Origin of the sequence: Litorivivens lipolytica (genome assembly GCF_014191715.1) — a bacterium.
In the GTDB taxonomy this organism is placed as follows: domain Bacteria; phylum Pseudomonadota; class Gammaproteobacteria; order Pseudomonadales; family Spongiibacteraceae; genus Litorivivens; species Litorivivens lipolytica.
Map to the genome: position 1 here is coordinate 175,988 of NZ_JACHWY010000003.1, position 17,189 is coordinate 193,176.

Here is a 17,189-nt window from a genome sequence, read left to right on the forward strand (position 1 = left end):
GCGTGTCGGGGGGGGCTAGGGCCTGGTGGCAATCAACAGAAACTCCCGATTGCCATCGCCACCTTCGATGGGGCTGTCAAAGAAATCGACTATTTTCAGCCCTGCCGCTTCGGCGCAGTTGCGAATATCAGACTCGACAATCGCATAGCGCGAACTATCGCGCACCAGCCCACCCTTTCCAATATAGTCCCGACCAACCTCAAACTGCGGTTTAACCAGACTCACTAACCAGCCACCCGACTTTATAAATGCAGGGAGGCCGGGCAATATTTTGGTTTGGGAAATAAACGACACATCCATCACTACCACATCAAAGCCATCGTTTGAGTGTTGCAGTAGTTCAATGGGAAGTTCGCGGGCATTAATGCCCTCATAGTTGATGACACGCGCATCCGACCGAATTTTCTCCGCCAGCTGATCGTGACCCACATCGACACAGACCACCCGATCGATTCCGGACTGCAGCAAACAGTCGGTAAAGCCGCCGGTCGATGCACCCACATCCAAGGCAACGCCGGTCACAGGAAAGTAGTTTTTCTCAAGGGCAGCGGCCAGCTTCAAGCCACCGCGAGATACAAAGCGATCCTGCTCATCGCGACGAACGGTGAAGGCAACGTCCGAGGCAAACTTCTGACTGGCTTTGGTAACGGCTGCTCCACCTGCGCTGACCTTGCCTTCACTGATCCAGCGCTGAGCCTGGACACGTGATTCCGCCAGCCCGCACTCAACCAGCAAGACATCCGCGCGTTTAAGGCCCATTCAACATGACCCGGGTTGCCAGTTGAATCTCGCGCAGAAACCCCGTCAGGGAAATAATCAGACAGACCATCGCCAGAATAAAGAGCACCGCAATCGATGTATCACTGTGCCAGCCCATCACCGCGTTGATAAACAGCAGGGCAATCACCACGCAAACCAATAACGCACTGCCGGTACTGAAACCAATGGCGCGATGCACCACCCGCCCGCGTCGCGTCAGGGTCTCCAGTTCCTGCCGAATACCGTCGGCCCGCTCATCGGTAGCGTGTTCGAGTCGTTGATAAAGAGAGCGGCTGCGATCAATGATGCGCGCCAACCGGCCAGTCAAAACATTGAGAAGACCGCCAATGCCCGCCAACAGAAATACCGGCGCCACTGCCTGCTGAATCGCCTGCGTGATGGTAATTATCGAAATGTCCGCGGCCATTAATGACTCCGGCTAAAGCGCAGCAGATCAAAAAAGGTATGGGCCGGATCCTGTTCACAGCGCGAACCCACTGGTGTGCCCTCCACCATCGGTGAATCCCACTGACAGGTGGACTCCTGAATCTGATTCCAGTCCATCACAATCTTGCGATGACTGAAGCGCCACACACCATCGCGACATTCGTACTTGTCGAGATAGCGGCCGCCGATAATGATCTCAATATCATTGCCATTTTCATCTTGGGTCAGGTGATAAGAAACCATCACCACCTCACCCTCTGCACGCTGACCATCCACCTCTATCAAATGGTTTTGCACCATATGCGAGGTCACCGTCATGGTCTCCAGCATCGAAGGCAACCACTCGAGATAGCCCGCCGCACTGCCGCAGTACATGGGCGAGTGATCATCTGTCGCATCCTCGTGATAGAGAGCCGCCAACGCTCCATAGTCCCGCCGATCGATCGCCCGACAATAGCGTAGTACCAGATCGCGAATGGCATCCTTGGCCAGCAGGGTTTCCAATGACATGGTTTGCTCCCATCAACAAGTTGAACACAGTTTACCCGATTCTTGCGCCCATCCCGAGTGGCGAGCATGCCACATTCGGCGGATCATTCACTTAGCGAATACGCACTATTACACTGCTGTCGAGCTGCACGCACGGGATTACCCGCTTCCGCCTTGTCGCGCTGTTGCAGAAATGTCATATTCACTGCTTACACTCGCCCAGGTTCATCCGCCGGCACGTTTACGCGCCGCGCTATAAACAATAACCAGCCCTATTGGCTGCACGAATAAACGGGATATCCGGGAAATGAAGCGCTCTAAAACCCCAAAAACCAAGCTCATGAAATCAGCTCTTCGCTGCGGCACGGTAGCTGTGTTAGCCGCATCAACACTGCCCTTGCAGGCACAGATCGAGGAAGTGATTGTCACGGCCCAGAAGCGTGAACAGTCACTGAAAGACGTGCCCATCAATATCAACGCCATGAGTGGCGATAAGTTGGCAGAGCTAAATATCCAGCAGTTTGATGAGCTGGCCAACTTCATTCCCGGCCTGGAAGTACAGGAACAGAGCGCCAACAACCCAGCATTTGTTATTCGCGGGATCACTTCGGACAGCGGTGAATCCAATATTGAGCCTCGCATCGCCGTGTTTCAGGACGGCGTGCCCTCCTCCCGCTCGCGCGGCTCCTTTTTTGAATTACATGATCTGGAGCGGGTCGAGGTCGTCAAAGGCCCACAAAGCACCCTTTTCGGCCGCGCTGCATTGATCGGCGGCATCAACGTTATTCAGCGCAAGGCAGATTACGAGACCGAAGCCCAGATCAAAGTCGGCTACGGCGAAAGTGTACGCGACACCAAGTACAAGGAAGTCAGCGGTCACTTGGGCGGCGCCATAATTGATGAGCGACTGGCTGGCCGCGTCGCCTTTGTCGACAAGGAGCGCGACCCCTACATGGAAAACCTGCTCGGTGGCGAAGGCTACAACGGCGCCGATGTTCAGGCCTACCGCATCGCCCTGCGCGCCAACCTGATGGAGACACTGCGCTGGGACATTATCGCCAATCACCAGAAAGACACGCCTCCCGGTACCGGCTTTAAGAACAATCGCTTTGCACCTCCCGGCGGCGACACCAGCCCCTTCACCGGCGCGGCCCTAAAAAGCTCGCCCAGTTACCGGGGCGGCAAAGAACTCGGACTGGAGCGGGAACTGGACAGCCTGACCAGTATTCTGGTGTGGGATATTAATGAAGACTGGTCATTCACCTCCATCTCGGGCAAGCGCGACTTTGAGTCCGATGAAGTGTTTGACGGCGATGGCTCACAGTACGACATCCTGATCGCCTCCGAGATTGCAGAAGGCGAACAGTTCAGTCAGGAAATTCGATTCAACTACGATGCGGGCGGCATGCTCTCAGCTTTCTTCGGCGCCAATTATCTGGAAGAGGAAGGTGAGCAATACGTTCCCGTCGCAACGGACAAACAGCAAGGTCTGCCCTTCTTCCTCGAGTTTCTCGCCAGGGGCGAAGGCAGCGAGCCCAGCAACCCACCCTCCGGCGAGCTATATATGGAGGAGTTTGCCAACCGCAGCGATACCACCTCTGTGGATTTATTTGCTGATGCGACCTACCACGTAAACGACAAGCTGCAACTGACCGCCGGTATCCGCTGGACCAAAGACGACAAGAAAACGTCGTACTTCGGCCGCACGCTGGGCAGCCCTGTGCCCGGTCCGATCCCGGTACCGAACGACCCAGGCAATACCCTGTTTATCGCAGCGTCTCCCGGCGGTGAACTGGTCAGCGCCAGCGACACCTTTGAAGGCTTCTCCTGGCGAACCGTGGCGTCCTACGCCTTTTCCGAAGATCTTAATGGCTGGGTCAGTTACTCACGCGGCCGCCGCCCGGAAGTTATTGCGTTTAACACCCCCGAGGGCGAAGACTTTGTGGCGCGAGAAACTCTCGACGCGGAGGAAGTCGACTCCTACGAGATCGGTGGCTTTTACAGCCTGATGGACAACCGCATCAACATCAGCGGTTCCGTGTTCTATTACGAATACGCCAACTTCCAAACCACCCTGTTTGCACCGGGTGAAGCTGCGGTGATCGTGCTGAATGCGGGCTCGGCAACGGCCCACGGTCTGGAGCTGCAGATTGACGCCCAGCCGCTGGACAATCTGCAAACCTTCTTCAGCTACGGCTACAACTACGGTCGTTTCAGCAGCGAAGATGAAGATGGCAACCCTCAGGAATTTGCTGGCAATAAATTCCGCCTGAGCCCGGATCACAGTGTCGCGATCGGCGCGACCCTGAGCTTCCCGACTGACGTCGGCTTGTTCTCGATCACCCCGTCTTACACCTACAAGTCTGAAATCTTCTTCGACGATGACAACGACCGTCCGGACCTGCAGGAATTCGATGACACGCAGGATGAAACGCAGCCAGGCTACGCCATCTGGGATCTGTCACTGCGCTATGAATCCATGGGCGGCAACTACGTGGTCGAGCTATACGGCAAAAACATTCGGGACGAGGACTATCTGCTCGACGCCGGCAACACCGGAGACAGTTTTGGCCTGCCAACCTTCATTCCCGGCCCGGACCGCTTAGTGGGCATTACCTTTACCGCCAAATATCCCTGAGGTTTTAGCAGCCACAACGCAAAAGGCCCGCCAAATGGCGGGCCTTTTTATTTCCGATCGCGTTTAGCGATCAACCAACCACTTCCGCCAGATCGCCCTTGGTCTCAAGCCACGCCTTGCGATCGGAAGAGCGCTTCTTGGCCAGCAGCATATCCATCAAGGTGGCGGTATCGTCGCCGGGCTCAACGGTCAGGCGCACCAGCCGGCGAGTATCCGGATCCATAACCGTTTCTCTAAGCTGCAGCGGATTCATTTCACCCAAGCCCTTAAAGCGGGTGACTTGTACCTTGCCGCGCTTTTTCTCGGCCTCAATCCGATCAAGAATGCCCTGACGCTCGCTGTTATCCAGCGCGTAATAGGTTTCCTTGCCGATATCCACCCGGTACAGAGGCGGCATGGCTACGTAAACGTGCCCCGCCTGCACCAGCGGCTTGAAGTGACGAACAAACAGCGCGCAGATCAGGGTGGCAATGTGGGCACCATCGGAATCCGCATCCGCAAGAATGCAGACTTTGCTATAGCGCAAACCGCTCAGATCATCGGACGCCGGATCAACACCAATCGCCACCGAAATATCGTGCACTTCCTGCGAGGCGAGAATCTCCTGTGAATCCACTTCCCAAGTATTCAGAATTTTACCGCGCAGCGGCAGTATCGCCTGAAACTCGCGGTTGCGACCCTGCTTGGCACTACCACCTGCCGAATCACCCTCTACCAGAAACAGTTCGCCGCGCTCTGGATCATCGCCGGAGCAGTCCGCCAGCTTTCCGGGCAGTGCCGGACCGGACGTAACTTTTTTGCGCACCACTTTTTTCGCTTTGCGCATACGGGTCTGGGCATTGGAAATACACAGCTCCGCCAGCTTTTCCGCTTCGCCGGTATGCTGGTTCAACCAGAGGCTAAAGGCATCTTTAGCTACACCGGAAACAAAGGCCGCTGCTTCACGCGAACTGAGTCGCTCTTTGGTCTGACCGGAAAATTGCGGGTCTTCCAGCTTGGACGAGAGCACATAGCTGCACTTGTCCCAGATATCTTCCGGCGTCAGTTTGACGCCGCGCGGCAGCAAGTTGCGAAATTCGCAGAACTCGCGCATGGCTTCCAACAAGCCCGTGCGCAATCCATTAACGTGGGTTCCGCCCTGAGCCGTCGGAATCAGGTTTACGTAGGATTCCGTGGTGGGCTCGCCGCCCTCCGGCAACCACTGCACCGCCCAGTCGACCGCTTCGTTGTGACTGGAGAATGTACCCACAAAGGGTTCCGCCGGCAGGGTTTCCCAACCGCGCGTGCTGCTTAGCAGGTAATCGGTCAGGCCGTCTTCGTAATACCACTCTTCACTGGCATCGCCGGTTTCATCCTTGAAGATAACGCGCAGGCCAGAGCACAGTACCGCCTTGGCGCGCAGTACGTGCTTCAGGCGCAGGATGGAGAACTTGGCCGAATCGAAGTACTTCGGGTTCGGCAAAAAGCGCACCTCAGTGCCCGTATTGCGCTTGCCGCAAGTATCAATAGCCTCGAGTTCGGAGGCCTTTTCGCCATCCTTAAAGGTCATCCGGTAGACCTGACCGTCGCGACGGATGGTCACTTCCAGCGAGGCCGACAGGGCATTCACCACCGACACGCCCACGCCGTGCAGACCACCGGAGAACTGGTAGTTCTTGTTGGAGAATTTACCACCCGCGTGCAGGGTGGTGAGGATAACTTCCACCCCCGGCTTGCCCTGCACCTTGTGGATGTCGACCGGCATGCCACGGCCGTTGTCGACACAGCTCAACGAGCCGTCCTTGTGCAGGGTGACGGTAATTTCACTGGCATGGCCGGCCAGCGCCTCATCGACACTGTTATCGATGACTTCCTGTGCCAGATGGTTGGGGCGAGTGGTATCGGTGTACATGCCGGGGCGCTTGCGCACTGGCTCTAGCCCCGTGAGAACCTCAATCGATTCAGCGGTATAGTCGCTCATAAACTGTTATTTTTCCGTCAATTGCAGAAACGTGACGATCTCGGGCAGATAGGATTCAAAGGTCGTAAAAGAATGATCCCCGCCCTCTTCGACGGTCATTCTACACGCACTGTAGTAGCTTTGCGCGTCCCGGTAGTCGAGGGTTTCATCACCGCTTTGCAGCAACACCCAATAGCGCTCCGGCGTGACGCTGGCAGGCTCCAGCTGTTCCAGTTCCCGCGTGTGCGCAGGGGTGATCTGAAAGTGCTCTTCCGTGTAGGGATTGAAATTATCCCCTATGTAGTGAGCAATCAAATGGTAGGGGCGCACCGCCGGATTCACCAGCACCGCCGGCAACGCATATTTTTCTGCCAGCACGGTCGAGAAAAAACCACCCAGTGAACTGCCGATTAAACCCACGCGCTGGTACTGGCCCAGCATGTCCTGCAACACAGCCTCGACCCGCTTGAAGGTCGCACCCGGCGTATTGGGCAGATCGGGTATGACACAGTCGATACCGAGCGCTTCGGCGTAGGCCTTGCTCTGCTGGGCTTTTATGGATTGGGGAGAAGAAATAAAACCGTGAATGTAGAGAATGGCCGAAGACAATCAATAACCCTTAGCGGCCAGATCTACATTGAAGCGCACATCGGCAACGCGATGGATTCCGGTGTCGATGCGGCCATCAGGATGCAGTTCCAGCCAACGAAGCCCCGGCGCCTCACTGCTGACCAGAAAATCCGCGCTGTGCTGGGCGAACTGAATGCAGGTAGAGGGCGTACTCAAAAAGCGCGTGCCCTGATATTCCACGTCCCGTGCCTGATGCACGTGGCCACACGTGACCGCCTTCACCTGAGAGTAGGCCGATACCAATTCAAGGAACTCGGACTGATTGCTCAGCAATTGCTCGTCGAGCCACTCGCAACCCACCGGCAGCACATGGTGATGGAGCGCAACAAGGGTGTATTTATCCGGGTGTTGATCCAGCTGCTGACGCAGAAAATCCAGCTCTGTCTGAGCCAGAGTGCCGCGCGGGGTATGGGCCACAGAGGAATCCAGTGAAACCAGCTGCCAGTCACCCAGCTCAATGCGAGGGCGATACCAGCGCCCACCACAGACCGCTGTCATGGCCTCAATGCTGTCATGATTGCCCGGCAGCCAGACCACATTGCTGCGACCATTCATCATGGCGTACAGGCGCTCGTAGGCCTCGGCATAGGCGTTGTTCGAAATATCACCGCTGAACAGAAAGATATCCGGTTCCGACAGGGTTTCTGCCAGGCGCAATACCTGCCCCAGGCTATGGTCAGTATCCATGCCCAGAAGCTCATATCCCGGATTTTGCCCGAGATGAGTATCGCTGAGTTGAAGTATCCGGATTGGCTCCATCGGCCCGTTCAGTCCTGCTTCTGACAATTGCATTGCGAGAATCGCTGTATTATCGCGATTGAGACATACTCGAGGGAAGGCTGCCAGCTACCAGGTCGCATTTTTACCAGAGTAAAACCGGCAAGACACTAAAGCGTCAGCAACGCGGCGGGATCGCCCAAGCTATGGCCCTGCGCCAGACAGTGCTGCAACCACTCGCCGAGAAAGCGGTTCCACTGCTGCTTCTCGTCGCGCTGGTGCATCCGTCGATTGGGGTATTCGTTCTTACCCAACACCCGATAACAGCCGGCAAAACTGGCCACTTCGGCCACTCCGGCGTCGTGATAGACCCGCACGGTCATTTCGTTATTCAAATCAGCCAGTGCGCGGTGCTCCTGACAGATCTTAAGCAGGCTGGTGTAGGGCGTACGCTCGCTAACATCGATGCGCACCTGCAAACCCTCACCAATACCAAACACGCGCTCGTCACCCGCCTCCATGCGCGGAAGCAATCTGCACAAGCGCACAAAGTTGAGTTCACACTCAGCCAGGTGCGCCGAAAGATCGACGTTATAGACGGATTTTGCCACGTGTTCTACCGCGATTTCCTGCTGTTTGCGCCAAGCGAAATTGCCTGCCAACGCCTCATCATACCTGCTGCCGCCAGACTTAAAAATACTTAATTAATGTGAATTCGGATGGGGGTTTTGGGGCCAATTTGCTAAACTCGCTGCCAATTTCGGGTGTAGATGGGATGGAATTCCGCATGAAACAACGCGCACTGCCTCTGGCGCTGGCCGGGCTTTTCAGTCTGAGCAGTTCTCTGGGTTTCGGTGAGAGCCTGAGCCAGATATACGAACTGGCACTGAAAAACGATGCCACCCTGAAGGCTGCGGAGGCGACGTATCGGGCCAATCTCGAAACCGAAAAACTATCGCGCTCGGCTTTGCTGCCACAGATTGGCGCGACCAGCACCTACCGCGACACAGAGTTTGAAGGCGAGAGTTTTGGCATCACAAACTTTCAACCCCCCCAATACGGTAAAGTCCCCAGCGAACGCGACACCGACACATTGACCCACAGCGTCACCCTGTCGCAACCCCTGTTCGACCTTTCAGCCTGGTTCAGCTTTCGCGCCGGCAAGGCCACCAGCAAACAAGCCCGCGCCCAGTTTGCTGCTGACCAGCAGGATCTGATCATCCGCACCGCCGAGGCCTATTTCAATGCACTACGCGCCAATGAAAACCTTGAAGCGGCGCGTGCAGAAGAACGTGCGGCCAAGCGCCAACTGGAACAAACTCAGCAACGCTTTGACGTCGGCCTGATCGCCATTACCGACGTTCATGAAGCACGCGCGGTTTTTGACAACACCGTCGCACAACGCCTGAGCTTTGAGGCCCAACTCGGCACAGCATTCGAAGCCCTGTCGGTACTGACCAATCAGGGCCATTCCTCGCTGAACCGCCTGTCGGAAGAATTTCCTGTAACACAGCCGGTACCAGCGGATCGCGCGGAGTGGGTCGAATTCGCTATTGCCAACAATCATCTGCTGACAGCAGCGCGATATGCGACCCAATCGTCCTACCAAAACGCACGCTCGAAAAAAGCAGAACACCTGCCCACACTGAGCGGCAGTTACAGCTATTCAACCGATGACACTGAAGGCACATCAAAGACCAGCAACCCTCTGGCTTCAGACATTGTTGACGAACACGCCAATACCGAAACGATTCAGGTTCAGCTTTCCGTACCCCTGTTCTCCGGTGGTGGTGTTAGCGCCTCTCGACGCCAGGCTTACAATCAATATCTCGCGGCTGAGCAAAACCGCATTGGCACCCAGCGTCGCGTAGTACAACAGACTCGCTCACTTCACCTGACCGTTGGCACCGATGTGCAGCGTATCAAGGCGCGCAAACAAAATATTGTTTCGGCGCAAAGCGCACTCGATGCCACCAAGGCCGGCTATGAAGTGGGCACACGCAATATCGTAGACGTGTTGCAATCCCAGCGTTCGCTGTACGCCGCGATTCGCGACTATGCCAACGCGCGCTTCGACTACGTGCTGAATATGCTGAAACTGAAGCAGCAGGCCGGCAACCTGAGCCCGCAGGATATCTACAATCTGGATAAGTGGTTGATCGCTGACAAGGCGAAAAAACAGGATTTGTAAAACCCTGCCGAACGACTAAAAAACGCTGCAACGGCAGCGTTTTTTATGCCCGTAAATCAGTGATGCAAGCGATCGATATGTTCGAGCAGACGCTCAAGTGCTCCGCGATTCTCGGCCACAACCTGGCGCGCCAAGGCACCCCGTTGTTCTCTCAGTGCTTCGCTCTTCAACAGTTCAGCCACCTCACTAGCAAGGGCCTCAGCGGTATCGACTATGGAAAGCGCCCCGGCCTGCTGCAACAGCTCTGAAATAGCCGCGAAGTTGAAATCGCTGGGGCCATTGACCAGCGGCAAACCCCAGGCGGCCGGCTCAAGGCTGTTGTGACCACCGCGCTCAATCAGACTGCCGCCCACGGTAGCCACATCGGCGCAACCGAATAGCAGCATTAACTCACCCATGGTATCGAGCAGCAGGATGTCTGCGCCTTCCGGATGATCACCGGAACTACGACGCACCATTGACCAGTTTCCGCTCGCAATCAGGGCGGCAACTTGATCAAAGCGTTCCGGGTGACGCGGTGCAATTAACAGGGCCGCCTCTGGCACCTGTTCCCGGATCTGCGAAAACGCCTTTAAAATCAGGGTTTCCTCGCCCTCATGGGTACTCGCGCACAACCAGACCGGGCGCCCAGCCAAACCCAGCTTCCTGCGCTCATCCTGCGCCTGCTGGCGCAAGCTTTCCGGCACATCAATATCAAACTTCACACTGCCCGATACACTCAGCTGCGCGTCGGGCACCCCCAGCGAACGGAAGCGCTCGGCATCACTGCGATGCTGGGCGACAACCATGGAAATAGCCGAAAAAACCCGCTTTGTCAGTGCCGGCAAACGCGCGTAACCCCGCGCTGACTTTTCTGACAACCGAGCATTGGCCAGCACCACCTCAAGCCCTGCCCGGCGCGCGCAGCAGACCATATTGGGCCAGATTTCGGTTTCCATGATCACTAGCGTTTGCGGCCCTGTTCTGCGTAAGAAGCGCCCAATGGCATCGGGCATATCGTAGGGCGCGTACACATGAAACACGCTGTCACCCAGCATGGCCTGCACCCGCTCGGAACCGGTTGGGGTCATGGTGGTGACGGTAATCGCCTGCTCCGGGTAGCGCTCTTGCAGGACTTTTATCATCGGCACCGCGGCGATGACTTCCCCCACGGACACCGCATGCACCCAGATGCCACCCCGCTTTGGTGGCGCGGTAAAAAAGCCAAAGCGCTCAGCCATGCGACGCCGGTATTCCGGTGCTTTCACTGAACGCTGCAGCAGCCGCAGCAAAAGCAGCGGTGAAATCAGATAGAACAGGCAGGTATAGATGAACAGCGGCATGACAGTAATCGGGTGGGAATTGTGCGGCCAAGCATAGCGAGCAGCCCGAAACATGTGAAGCTCTTTGCTATACTGCGCCCCTTGAAGGAGAACCTATGACAGACTCTCGCCTGCGCGTGGATACAATCATAATCGGCGGTGGCGTCGCCGGCCTCTGGCTGCTTAACCGGCTGGTAGCAGAGGGCCGCAATGCGATCCTGTTCGAGCAGAATGATCTCGGCAGTTCGCAAACCATTGCCTCACAGGGGATGATTCACGGCGGCATCAAATACGCGCTGGGCGGCGCACTGACCGGCGAATCCGAGGCCATTGCCGCCATGCCCGAGCACTGGGCGCGCTGCCTGGAAGGTAAGGGCGATGTGGATATCAGCGCCTGCAACGTGCTGAGCCGCCACTTCTATCTGTGGTCCACCCGCTCGCTGACCTCTCGACTGTCGTCTTTCTTTGCCAGCAAAATGCTGCGCGGCCGGGTCGACAGCGTCAAGGCTGATGACCGCCCCCCGGCCTTCGACAGCTCGAAATTCAAAGGCTCGCTGTATCGACTGGCCGATCTGGTATTGGATGTCCCCTCCCTGCTGCATACCCTGTCGGCGCGGCACAGTGATCGGATATTCAAGATCGACTGGTCGGAGGCGCAATTGCAACGCGAAGGCAATCGTGTGGCCGCGCTGCGCTGGAACAATGGCCTCAGCATCAGCGCCGATAATTTTATTTTCTCGGCTGGCGCCGGCAACGAATCCCTGCTCGCCCAAGTTGAGTTACAACAACCTGCCATGCAGCGCCGGCCGCTGCAGCAGGTCTTGGTGAAACACGATTTCCATTCACCTTTATATGCGCATTGCATGGGCACCAACCCCTCGCCCCGGCTGACCATTTCCAGTCACCGCTGCAGCGATGGTCGAAGCTGCTGGTATCTGGGCGGTGATCTGGCCACCGAAGGTGTCGGCATGAATTCCGACGCTCTTATCGACAAGGCCAGAAAAGAGCTGTTTGAGCTATTCCCCTGGGTCGATTTCGGTCGCACGGAATGGGCGACCCTGGTAGTGGATAGAGCCGAACCCAAGCAGAGTCAATTGATCAAGCCGGACAAGGCCTATGCCGAGCGCGCCTGCGACAACCTGCTGGTGTGCTGGCCCACCAAACTGACCCTGACCCCGGATATGGCCAATCAGGTAGGCGAGCTACTGGCACCGATCAATACTGACAACGGCATTCAGGCGCCGACGGAACTTCAGTCGTTGCCACGACCCGAGATCGCCACCCCCTGCTGGGAAACCCTGTTTTAAGGAGTGGATATGGAGAGCGCACTAAGCCACCGCCGCTTTGGCAGCAGCGACCTGATGGTCAGCCCGCTCGGGCTCGGCACGGTCAAACTGGGGCGCGATAAAGGCGTCAAATACCCCAAGGACTTCACCATTCCCGACGACAAGGCCGCTGCCGATCTGATCGCACTGGCCCGCGACCTTGGCATTAACTTGATTGATACCGCACCAGCCTACGGGCGCAGTGAGGAACGCCTGGGCAAATTACTGCAAGGCCAACGACAGGACTGGGTCATTTGCTCCAAGGTCGGCGAAGAATTTAATAATGACAGCGGCGACTCACACTTTGATTTCAGTCATCGCCACACCCGCCAGAGCATCGAGCGCAGCCTCGACCGGCTGAAAACCGACTATATCGATATTGTGCTGATTCACTCCGATGGTCGCGATGAGCACATTATCCAGCACGAAGGCGCACTGGAAGCCCTGCAGCAATGCAAGCAGGAAGGCCTGATCCGCGCCATAGGCATGTCCACCAAAACCGTATCGGGCGGATTGCTCGCCGCCGAGCTGAGTGATGCCGTGATGGTGGCCTACAACCCTGCGCACCAGGAAGAATCGCCGGTGCTGGACTACTGCGCACGCCACGGCAAGGCCGCCATCCTAAAAAAAGCGCTTGGTAGCGGCCACCTGATCAGTGAGCAGGATCCTGCCCAAGCAGCGATGCACTTCGCGCTATCGCATCCCGGAGTCACCAGCGCCATTGTCGGCACGATTAATCCCGAACACTTGCGCGAGAATGCGGAGGCTTGTCAGCGGGCATTGCTCCAAACCTGATACTAGCTCCACTCATCGCTTTGGAAGTGAATCATCAATCTCGACGACTCGCCGATCATAGAAAAAGTGCGCATTGGGCTGAAAGGTCTCGGGAAGCTCGTTCTCATTACTTTTGAGAAACAAAAGTTGTGAAACCAACTTCCAGCCCATCGCATTCGTGTTGTACAGCACCTCACCGCATTCCAGACAAAAGACGCGCGTCATATTTTTAGCGGGATGCTTGAAGACTTTTATCTTCGACTGCCCCCGGGTTACTTCAACCTGATCAACCTCCCAAGCCAGCACTGAGCGATACGGCACCTGAAGAAGTTCTCGACAATCTTCACAATGACAGTAGGCATGAACCTTGGGTGAACCCGTCATGGCGACTTCCACTCCACCGCAATCACAGCGCACCTGATACTGTTCTTTCATCGCCCTCTCCTCTCGGAAACCGGAGCAGATCGCTCCAGCCTTGCTCGCCAAACATTTTAGCTCGGCTTTGATTCGACAATGATTGCTACCACCACATTACCACCAACATTTTTCACTTGGTGCGCCCAGGCTTCATGCCACATCACATGCCCATCAGGAACATCTACGCGCATCCCCTCCCCGTTTGACAGCGTGATGTTGAGACTACCGCCTCTCTGGAAGTAGACCGTTTCATTGTGATGCCTGTGCATCGAATCTGACTCGCCCGGCTTTAATACCATCTTCAGTACTAACACGTGTTCGTTTTCGTGAAGCACGGTGTACTGCCCCGGCGAGGCAATATGGGCGGCGCGGTGCTGTCGGGCTCCTGCGATAACGCTAGCGCTGACAGCCAGACATACCAAAAACGCGAGAACCCGATGCAGATTCTTGAACAACATGGCTGACTCCTTTTATCCCGTGATGTTCGCTTGGAGATGCTGAATGAAGCGCTGAAAGTCTTTCTCTACCTCAGGGTTTTTCATCACGTCGTAACAGGCAAAGGTTTCCAGTAGCGTCATACCGAAGAAACGGAAATTCATGTGCATGGGAAAGAGCAAATCATCAACACTCTTACCCCGGAAGAGATACTCGTCCGGATTGCTGAATGACTCCTCTGGTGCATTAAACGTTAAGGAGAGCATGTACTGCTTTCCCGTCAGCGTACCGCCACCGCCGTAATTGGCCTTGGGTTTTTCTTCCGTGCGACCGTCACCGTTGCACAGCGCGCCACTCATGCCTGCGGTATAAACTTCATCCATATACTTCTTAAAGTTCCAGGGCACTCCCATCCAATTGACCGGAGTTTGCAGTACAACGATGTCTGCCCACTGGTGATTTTCCAGTTCTTGCTCAACATCCCAGCCCTTGTCCACTTCGACGATACGCGTCTTGTGACCTTTAGCCCTCAGCAGCTCATCCGCCATATGGACCAAAGTGCCGTTGAGTTTCCCCTCGGCGAAGGGATAGTAATGGTGTGCGTTAATAATCAGGATATTGCTCATTAAGGGCCTCCGCCTGCTTTTGCTAGTGGTTGTATGTCAGTCGGCGGTATACTATGGTTTTCAAGTCACCATTCTCAATTAGTATACTTTTAGTAACCTATATAGGATTGAGTCCGAAAGAATGAAAAGCCGCGTAGAAACAGACAATTACGGCAGGAAAAAAGTTTTTGATGCCTGCATGGAACCCTGCGCGATTGAACGCGGCATGCGCATCATCGGCGGGAAGTGGACCGGCTCACTGATCTACCACCTGAAAGATGGTCCGGTTCGCTTTAATGACCTAACGCGCATGCTGGGCGGCGCCAGTAAGAAAATGATTGATCAGCGCCTCAAAGAACTCGAAGCCCGCGGCATGATCGTGCGAACCGTCATTAATGATCGCCCCATAGCCGTCACCTATGAACTGACAGAGTTTGGCCGCAGCGCGCTCAAGATTCTTGATGATCTAAGGGTTTGGTCCGAGCAACACGATATTCGTTAACCGCCACCTCAGCCATCAACGCAAAGAAAGCTACTAGCACGCATTGATCCAAGCTCGACACTGGCTGCGTAAACAGCGCATCGTGGCCCCAACCGCTGATGACTACAGGTTGTAAGCATAGAGCGTTTGCGTCTTTCGCACGCTCAGAGGGTCTATGCTATTATCGCCACCCTGTAATTTCAGACCGTCATTTGAAACATTTGGAGAACTCTTATGAGTGACAACATTACCCACGTCACCGACAGCAGTTTTGATTCAGAAGTCCTGTCGTCCGACCTCCCCGTGCTGGTGGACTTCTGGGCGGAGTGGTGCGGCCCCTGCAAAATGATCGCCCCCATTCTGGATGAAATCGCCACGGAATACGCTGGCAAGGTAAAAGTGTGCAAGATTGACGTCGACGCCAACTCTGACACACCGGCCAAGTTCAGCGTGCGCGGCATCCCCACCCTGATGATCTTCAAGGACGGCAATGCCGAAGCCACCAAAGTTGGCGCGATTTCCAAGAGCCAACTCGCTGAATTTATTGATTCAGCCCTGTAATTCCCTGATCTGCTGTCCCCGCTTGCCATCCCCGGCAGGCGGGGTTATAGTGCAGACAGGGCTGGACGCTCCGGCACCCAAGTGCTAGATTGTTTCCATCGCTTCCCGTAATCCTTCTTTACTTAACCATCGAATCCCGCGCTCGCACTTCTGTGTGCTTCGCACGTACTCCAACTTTTCTCACTAGTCACCTCCAAAAAAACTATGAACCTTACCGATTTAAAGACCAAATCCACCCAAGAACTATTAGATATCGCCAATGAAATTGGCCTGGATAATGTCGCCCGCTCCCGCAAACAGGACATTATTTTCTCCATCCTGAAGCGCCACGCAAAAAGCGGCGAAGACATTTACGGCGACGGCGTACTTGAAATCCTGCAGGATGGCTTTGGTTTTCTGCGCAGCGCGGATTGCTCTTATCTGGCCGGCCCCGATGACATTTATGTGTCTCCCAGCCAAATCCGCCGCTTTAACTTGCGCACCGGTGACACTATCGCGGGCAAGATTCGCCCACCCAAGGAAGGCGAACGCTACTTCGCCCTGCTCAAGGTTAGTGACGTTAACTTCACCAAACCCGAGCAGAGCAAGAACAAGGTTCTGTTTGAAAACCTGACGCCGCTGTTCCCCAACGAGCGACTGGTGCTGGAAGCAGGTAATGGCTCAACCGAAGATTTGACCGGCCGCATCATCGATCTCTGCGCTCCGATCGGTAAAGGTCAGCGCGGTTTGGTGGTTGCACCACCGAAAGCCGGTAAAACCCTGATGCTGCAGAATATGGCCAACGCCATTATTCGCAACAACCCCGAGTGTTATGTCATCGTTCTGTTGATCGACGAGCGCCCGGAAGAAGTGACCGAGATGCAGCGCTCCGTAGGTATCAAAGGTGCCGAAGTAGTTGCATCAACCTTTGACGAGCCGCCCTCGCGTCACGTGCAAGTTGCAGAGATGGTCATCGAAAAGGCCAAGCGTCTCGTAGAGCACAAAAAAGACGTCGTGATTTTGCTGGACTCCATTACTCGTCTGGCTCGCGCCTACAACACCATCGTACCCAGCTCCGGCAAGGTACTGACCGGTGGTGTCGATGCTCACGCTCTGGAGCGCCCGAAGCGATTCTTCGGTGCCGCCCGTAACGTTGAAGAAGGCGGCAGCTTGTCCATCATCGCGACCGCGCTGATTGATACCGGCTCGAAAATGGACGAGGTTATCTACGAAGAGTTCAAGGGCACCGGCAACATGGAGCTGCACCTTGATCGCAAGATCGCCGAGAAGCGCGTCTACCCGGCCATCAACATCCGTCGCTCAGGCACTCGCCGTGAAGAGCTGCTGACCGGTGAGGACGAGCTGCAACGCATGTGGATTCTGCGCAAGCTGCTGCACGGCATGGAAGATACACCAGCTATCGAATTCCTGTTGGATAAGTTGAAAGACACCAAAACCAACAACGAGTTTTTCGATTCGATGAAGCGTAAGTAATTACGGC

18 protein-coding genes are annotated in these 17,189 nt (G+C 55.7%); 7 read left to right on the forward strand and 11 right to left on the reverse strand.

All coding sequences use genetic code 11. The features are described from left to right. Positions 1–15 precede the first annotated feature (15 nt). Genes FHR99_RS13005 through FHR99_RS13015 form a run of 3 tightly spaced genes read right to left on the reverse strand, consistent with a single transcriptional unit; the run spans position 16 to position 1,716 of the window. The gene (locus tag FHR99_RS13005; RefSeq protein ID WP_183411141.1) at positions 16–759 is read right to left on the reverse strand and encodes a TlyA family RNA methyltransferase; all 744 of its coding nucleotides are present in this window, start codon (positions 757–759) and stop codon (positions 16–18) included. Beyond that, positions 749–1,186, reverse strand: a complete 438-nt coding sequence (locus tag FHR99_RS13010) for a DUF2721 domain-containing protein (RefSeq protein WP_183411142.1) — start codon at positions 1,184–1,186, stop codon at positions 749–751. The genes FHR99_RS13005 and FHR99_RS13010 overlap by 11 nt, the downstream gene beginning before the upstream one ends. Continuing rightward, complete coding sequence (locus tag FHR99_RS13015; RefSeq protein ID WP_183411143.1) at positions 1,186–1,716, reverse strand: nuclear transport factor 2 family protein; 531 nt, start codon at positions 1,714–1,716, stop codon at positions 1,186–1,188. Before FHR99_RS13015 ends, FHR99_RS13010 begins: the two co-directional genes overlap by 1 nt. A 319-nt stretch (positions 1,717–2,035) precedes the next feature. Between FHR99_RS13015 and FHR99_RS13020 the strand changes: the two genes are divergently transcribed. Then, the gene (locus tag FHR99_RS13020) at positions 2,036–4,333 is read left to right on the forward strand and encodes a TonB-dependent receptor (RefSeq protein ID WP_183411144.1); all 2,298 of its coding nucleotides are present in this window, start codon (positions 2,036–2,038) and stop codon (positions 4,331–4,333) included. 70 nt (positions 4,334–4,403) lie between these two features. Here FHR99_RS13020 and parE read toward each other — a convergent pair whose 3' ends face one another. The 4 genes from parE to FHR99_RS13040 all read right to left on the reverse strand — a co-directional run bounded on the left by parE (position 4,404) and on the right by FHR99_RS13040 (position 8,281). After that, entirely contained in the window at positions 4,404–6,293 is a 1,890-nt protein-coding gene (gene parE / locus FHR99_RS13025; RefSeq protein WP_183411145.1) for a DNA topoisomerase IV subunit B, read from the reverse strand. Between the two features lie 6 nt (positions 6,294–6,299). Continuing rightward, entirely contained in the window at positions 6,300–6,881 is a 582-nt protein-coding gene (locus FHR99_RS13030) for a YqiA/YcfP family alpha/beta fold hydrolase (protein WP_183411146.1), read from the reverse strand. Further along, on the reverse strand, positions 6,882–7,694 hold the full coding sequence (gene cpdA, locus FHR99_RS13035) for a 3',5'-cyclic-AMP phosphodiesterase (protein WP_183411147.1): 813 nt from the start codon (positions 7,692–7,694) through the stop codon (positions 6,882–6,884). 95 nt (positions 7,695–7,789) lie between these two features. Further along, the gene (locus tag FHR99_RS13040) at positions 7,790–8,281 is read right to left on the reverse strand and encodes a DUF1249 domain-containing protein (protein WP_246386926.1); all 492 of its coding nucleotides are present in this window, start codon (positions 8,279–8,281) and stop codon (positions 7,790–7,792) included. A gap of 125 nt (positions 8,282–8,406) precedes the next feature. Here FHR99_RS13040 and FHR99_RS13045 point away from each other — a divergent pair, with 125 nt between their 5' ends. After that, complete coding sequence (locus FHR99_RS13045) at positions 8,407–9,810, forward strand: TolC family outer membrane protein (protein WP_183411148.1); 1,404 nt, start codon at positions 8,407–8,409, stop codon at positions 9,808–9,810. Positions 9,811–9,866: 56 nt separating this feature from the next. On the opposite strand, the gene waaA is transcribed toward FHR99_RS13045, so the two are convergent. Next, the gene (gene waaA, locus FHR99_RS13050) at positions 9,867–11,186 is read right to left on the reverse strand and encodes a lipid IV(A) 3-deoxy-D-manno-octulosonic acid transferase (RefSeq protein ID WP_246386929.1); all 1,320 of its coding nucleotides are present in this window, start codon (positions 11,184–11,186) and stop codon (positions 9,867–9,869) included. A gap of 41 nt (positions 11,187–11,227) precedes the next feature. On the opposite strand from waaA, the gene FHR99_RS13055 reads away from it, so the two are divergent. Further along, positions 11,228–12,418: an FAD-dependent oxidoreductase gene (locus tag FHR99_RS13055; RefSeq protein ID WP_183411149.1), complete on the forward strand. Its 1,191-nt coding sequence runs from the start codon at positions 11,228–11,230 to the stop codon at positions 12,416–12,418. 9 nt (positions 12,419–12,427) lie between these two features. Next, on the forward strand, positions 12,428–13,231 hold the full coding sequence (locus tag FHR99_RS13060; protein ID WP_183411150.1) for an aldo/keto reductase: 804 nt from the start codon (positions 12,428–12,430) through the stop codon (positions 13,229–13,231). A 12-nt stretch (positions 13,232–13,243) separates the two neighbouring features. On the opposite strand, the gene FHR99_RS13065 is transcribed toward FHR99_RS13060, so the two are convergent. The 3 genes from FHR99_RS13065 to FHR99_RS13075 are packed head-to-tail and all read right to left on the reverse strand — an operon-like array spanning position 13,244 to position 14,688. Beyond that, entirely contained in the window at positions 13,244–13,645 is a 402-nt protein-coding gene (locus FHR99_RS13065; RefSeq protein WP_183411151.1) for a GFA family protein, read from the reverse strand. Positions 13,646–13,701: 56 nt separating this feature from the next. Continuing rightward, positions 13,702–14,085, reverse strand: a complete 384-nt coding sequence (locus tag FHR99_RS13070) for a hypothetical protein (RefSeq protein WP_183411152.1) — start codon at positions 14,083–14,085, stop codon at positions 13,702–13,704. A gap of 12 nt (positions 14,086–14,097) precedes the next feature. Then, positions 14,098–14,688 (reverse strand): NAD(P)H-dependent oxidoreductase, encoded by a 591-nt coding sequence (locus FHR99_RS13075; RefSeq protein ID WP_183411153.1) that lies wholly within the window; start codon positions 14,686–14,688, stop codon positions 14,098–14,100. 121 nt (positions 14,689–14,809) lie between these two features. On the opposite strand from FHR99_RS13075, the gene FHR99_RS13080 reads away from it, so the two are divergent. The 3 genes from FHR99_RS13080 to rho all read left to right on the forward strand — a co-directional run bounded on the left by FHR99_RS13080 (position 14,810) and on the right by rho (position 17,182). Next, positions 14,810–15,169 (forward strand): winged helix-turn-helix transcriptional regulator, encoded by a 360-nt coding sequence (locus FHR99_RS13080; RefSeq protein ID WP_183411154.1) that lies wholly within the window; start codon positions 14,810–14,812, stop codon positions 15,167–15,169. Between the two features lie 213 nt (positions 15,170–15,382). Beyond that, the gene (gene trxA / locus FHR99_RS13085; RefSeq protein WP_183411155.1) at positions 15,383–15,709 is read left to right on the forward strand and encodes a thioredoxin TrxA; all 327 of its coding nucleotides are present in this window, start codon (positions 15,383–15,385) and stop codon (positions 15,707–15,709) included. A gap of 204 nt (positions 15,710–15,913) precedes the next feature. Further along, positions 15,914–17,182, forward strand: coding sequence for a transcription termination factor Rho (gene rho, locus FHR99_RS13090; RefSeq protein WP_183411156.1), 1,269 nt, complete (start codon positions 15,914–15,916; stop codon positions 17,180–17,182). The last annotated feature ends 7 nt before the right edge of the window (positions 17,183–17,189 follow it).

Excerpts from the sequence above, each read along its gene's own strand:
- FHR99_RS13005 (WP_183411141.1), bottom strand. The coding sequence starts at position 759 with ATGGGCCTTAAACGCGCGGATGTCTTGCTGGTTGAGTGCGGGCTGGCG.
- FHR99_RS13010 (WP_183411142.1), bottom strand. The coding sequence starts at position 1,186 with ATGGCCGCGGACATTTCGATAATTACCATCACGCAGGCGATTCAGCAG.
- FHR99_RS13015 (WP_183411143.1), bottom strand. The coding sequence starts at position 1,716 with ATGTCATTGGAAACCCTGCTGGCCAAGGATGCCATTCGCGATCTGGTA.
- FHR99_RS13020 (WP_183411144.1), top strand. The coding sequence starts at position 2,036 with ATGAAATCAGCTCTTCGCTGCGGCACGGTAGCTGTGTTAGCCGCATCA.
- parE (WP_183411145.1), bottom strand. The coding sequence starts at position 6,293 with ATGAGCGACTATACCGCTGAATCGATTGAGGTTCTCACGGGGCTAGAG.
- cpdA (WP_183411147.1), bottom strand. The coding sequence starts at position 7,694 with ATGCAATTGTCAGAAGCAGGACTGAACGGGCCGATGGAGCCAATCCGG.
- FHR99_RS13045 (WP_183411148.1), top strand. The coding sequence starts at position 8,407 with ATGAAACAACGCGCACTGCCTCTGGCGCTGGCCGGGCTTTTCAGTCTG.
- waaA (WP_246386929.1), bottom strand. The coding sequence starts at position 11,186 with ATGTTTCGGGCTGCTCGCTATGCTTGGCCGCACAATTCCCACCCGATT.
- FHR99_RS13055 (WP_183411149.1), top strand. The coding sequence starts at position 11,228 with ATGACAGACTCTCGCCTGCGCGTGGATACAATCATAATCGGCGGTGGC.
- FHR99_RS13060 (WP_183411150.1), top strand. The coding sequence starts at position 12,428 with ATGGAGAGCGCACTAAGCCACCGCCGCTTTGGCAGCAGCGACCTGATG.
- FHR99_RS13065 (WP_183411151.1), bottom strand. The coding sequence starts at position 13,645 with ATGAAAGAACAGTATCAGGTGCGCTGTGATTGCGGTGGAGTGGAAGTC.
- FHR99_RS13070 (WP_183411152.1), bottom strand. The coding sequence starts at position 14,085 with ATGTTGTTCAAGAATCTGCATCGGGTTCTCGCGTTTTTGGTATGTCTG.
- FHR99_RS13075 (WP_183411153.1), bottom strand. The coding sequence starts at position 14,688 with ATGAGCAATATCCTGATTATTAACGCACACCATTACTATCCCTTCGCC.
- FHR99_RS13080 (WP_183411154.1), top strand. The coding sequence starts at position 14,810 with ATGAAAAGCCGCGTAGAAACAGACAATTACGGCAGGAAAAAAGTTTTT.
- trxA (WP_183411155.1), top strand. The coding sequence starts at position 15,383 with ATGAGTGACAACATTACCCACGTCACCGACAGCAGTTTTGATTCAGAA.
- rho (WP_183411156.1), top strand. The coding sequence starts at position 15,914 with ATGAACCTTACCGATTTAAAGACCAAATCCACCCAAGAACTATTAGAT.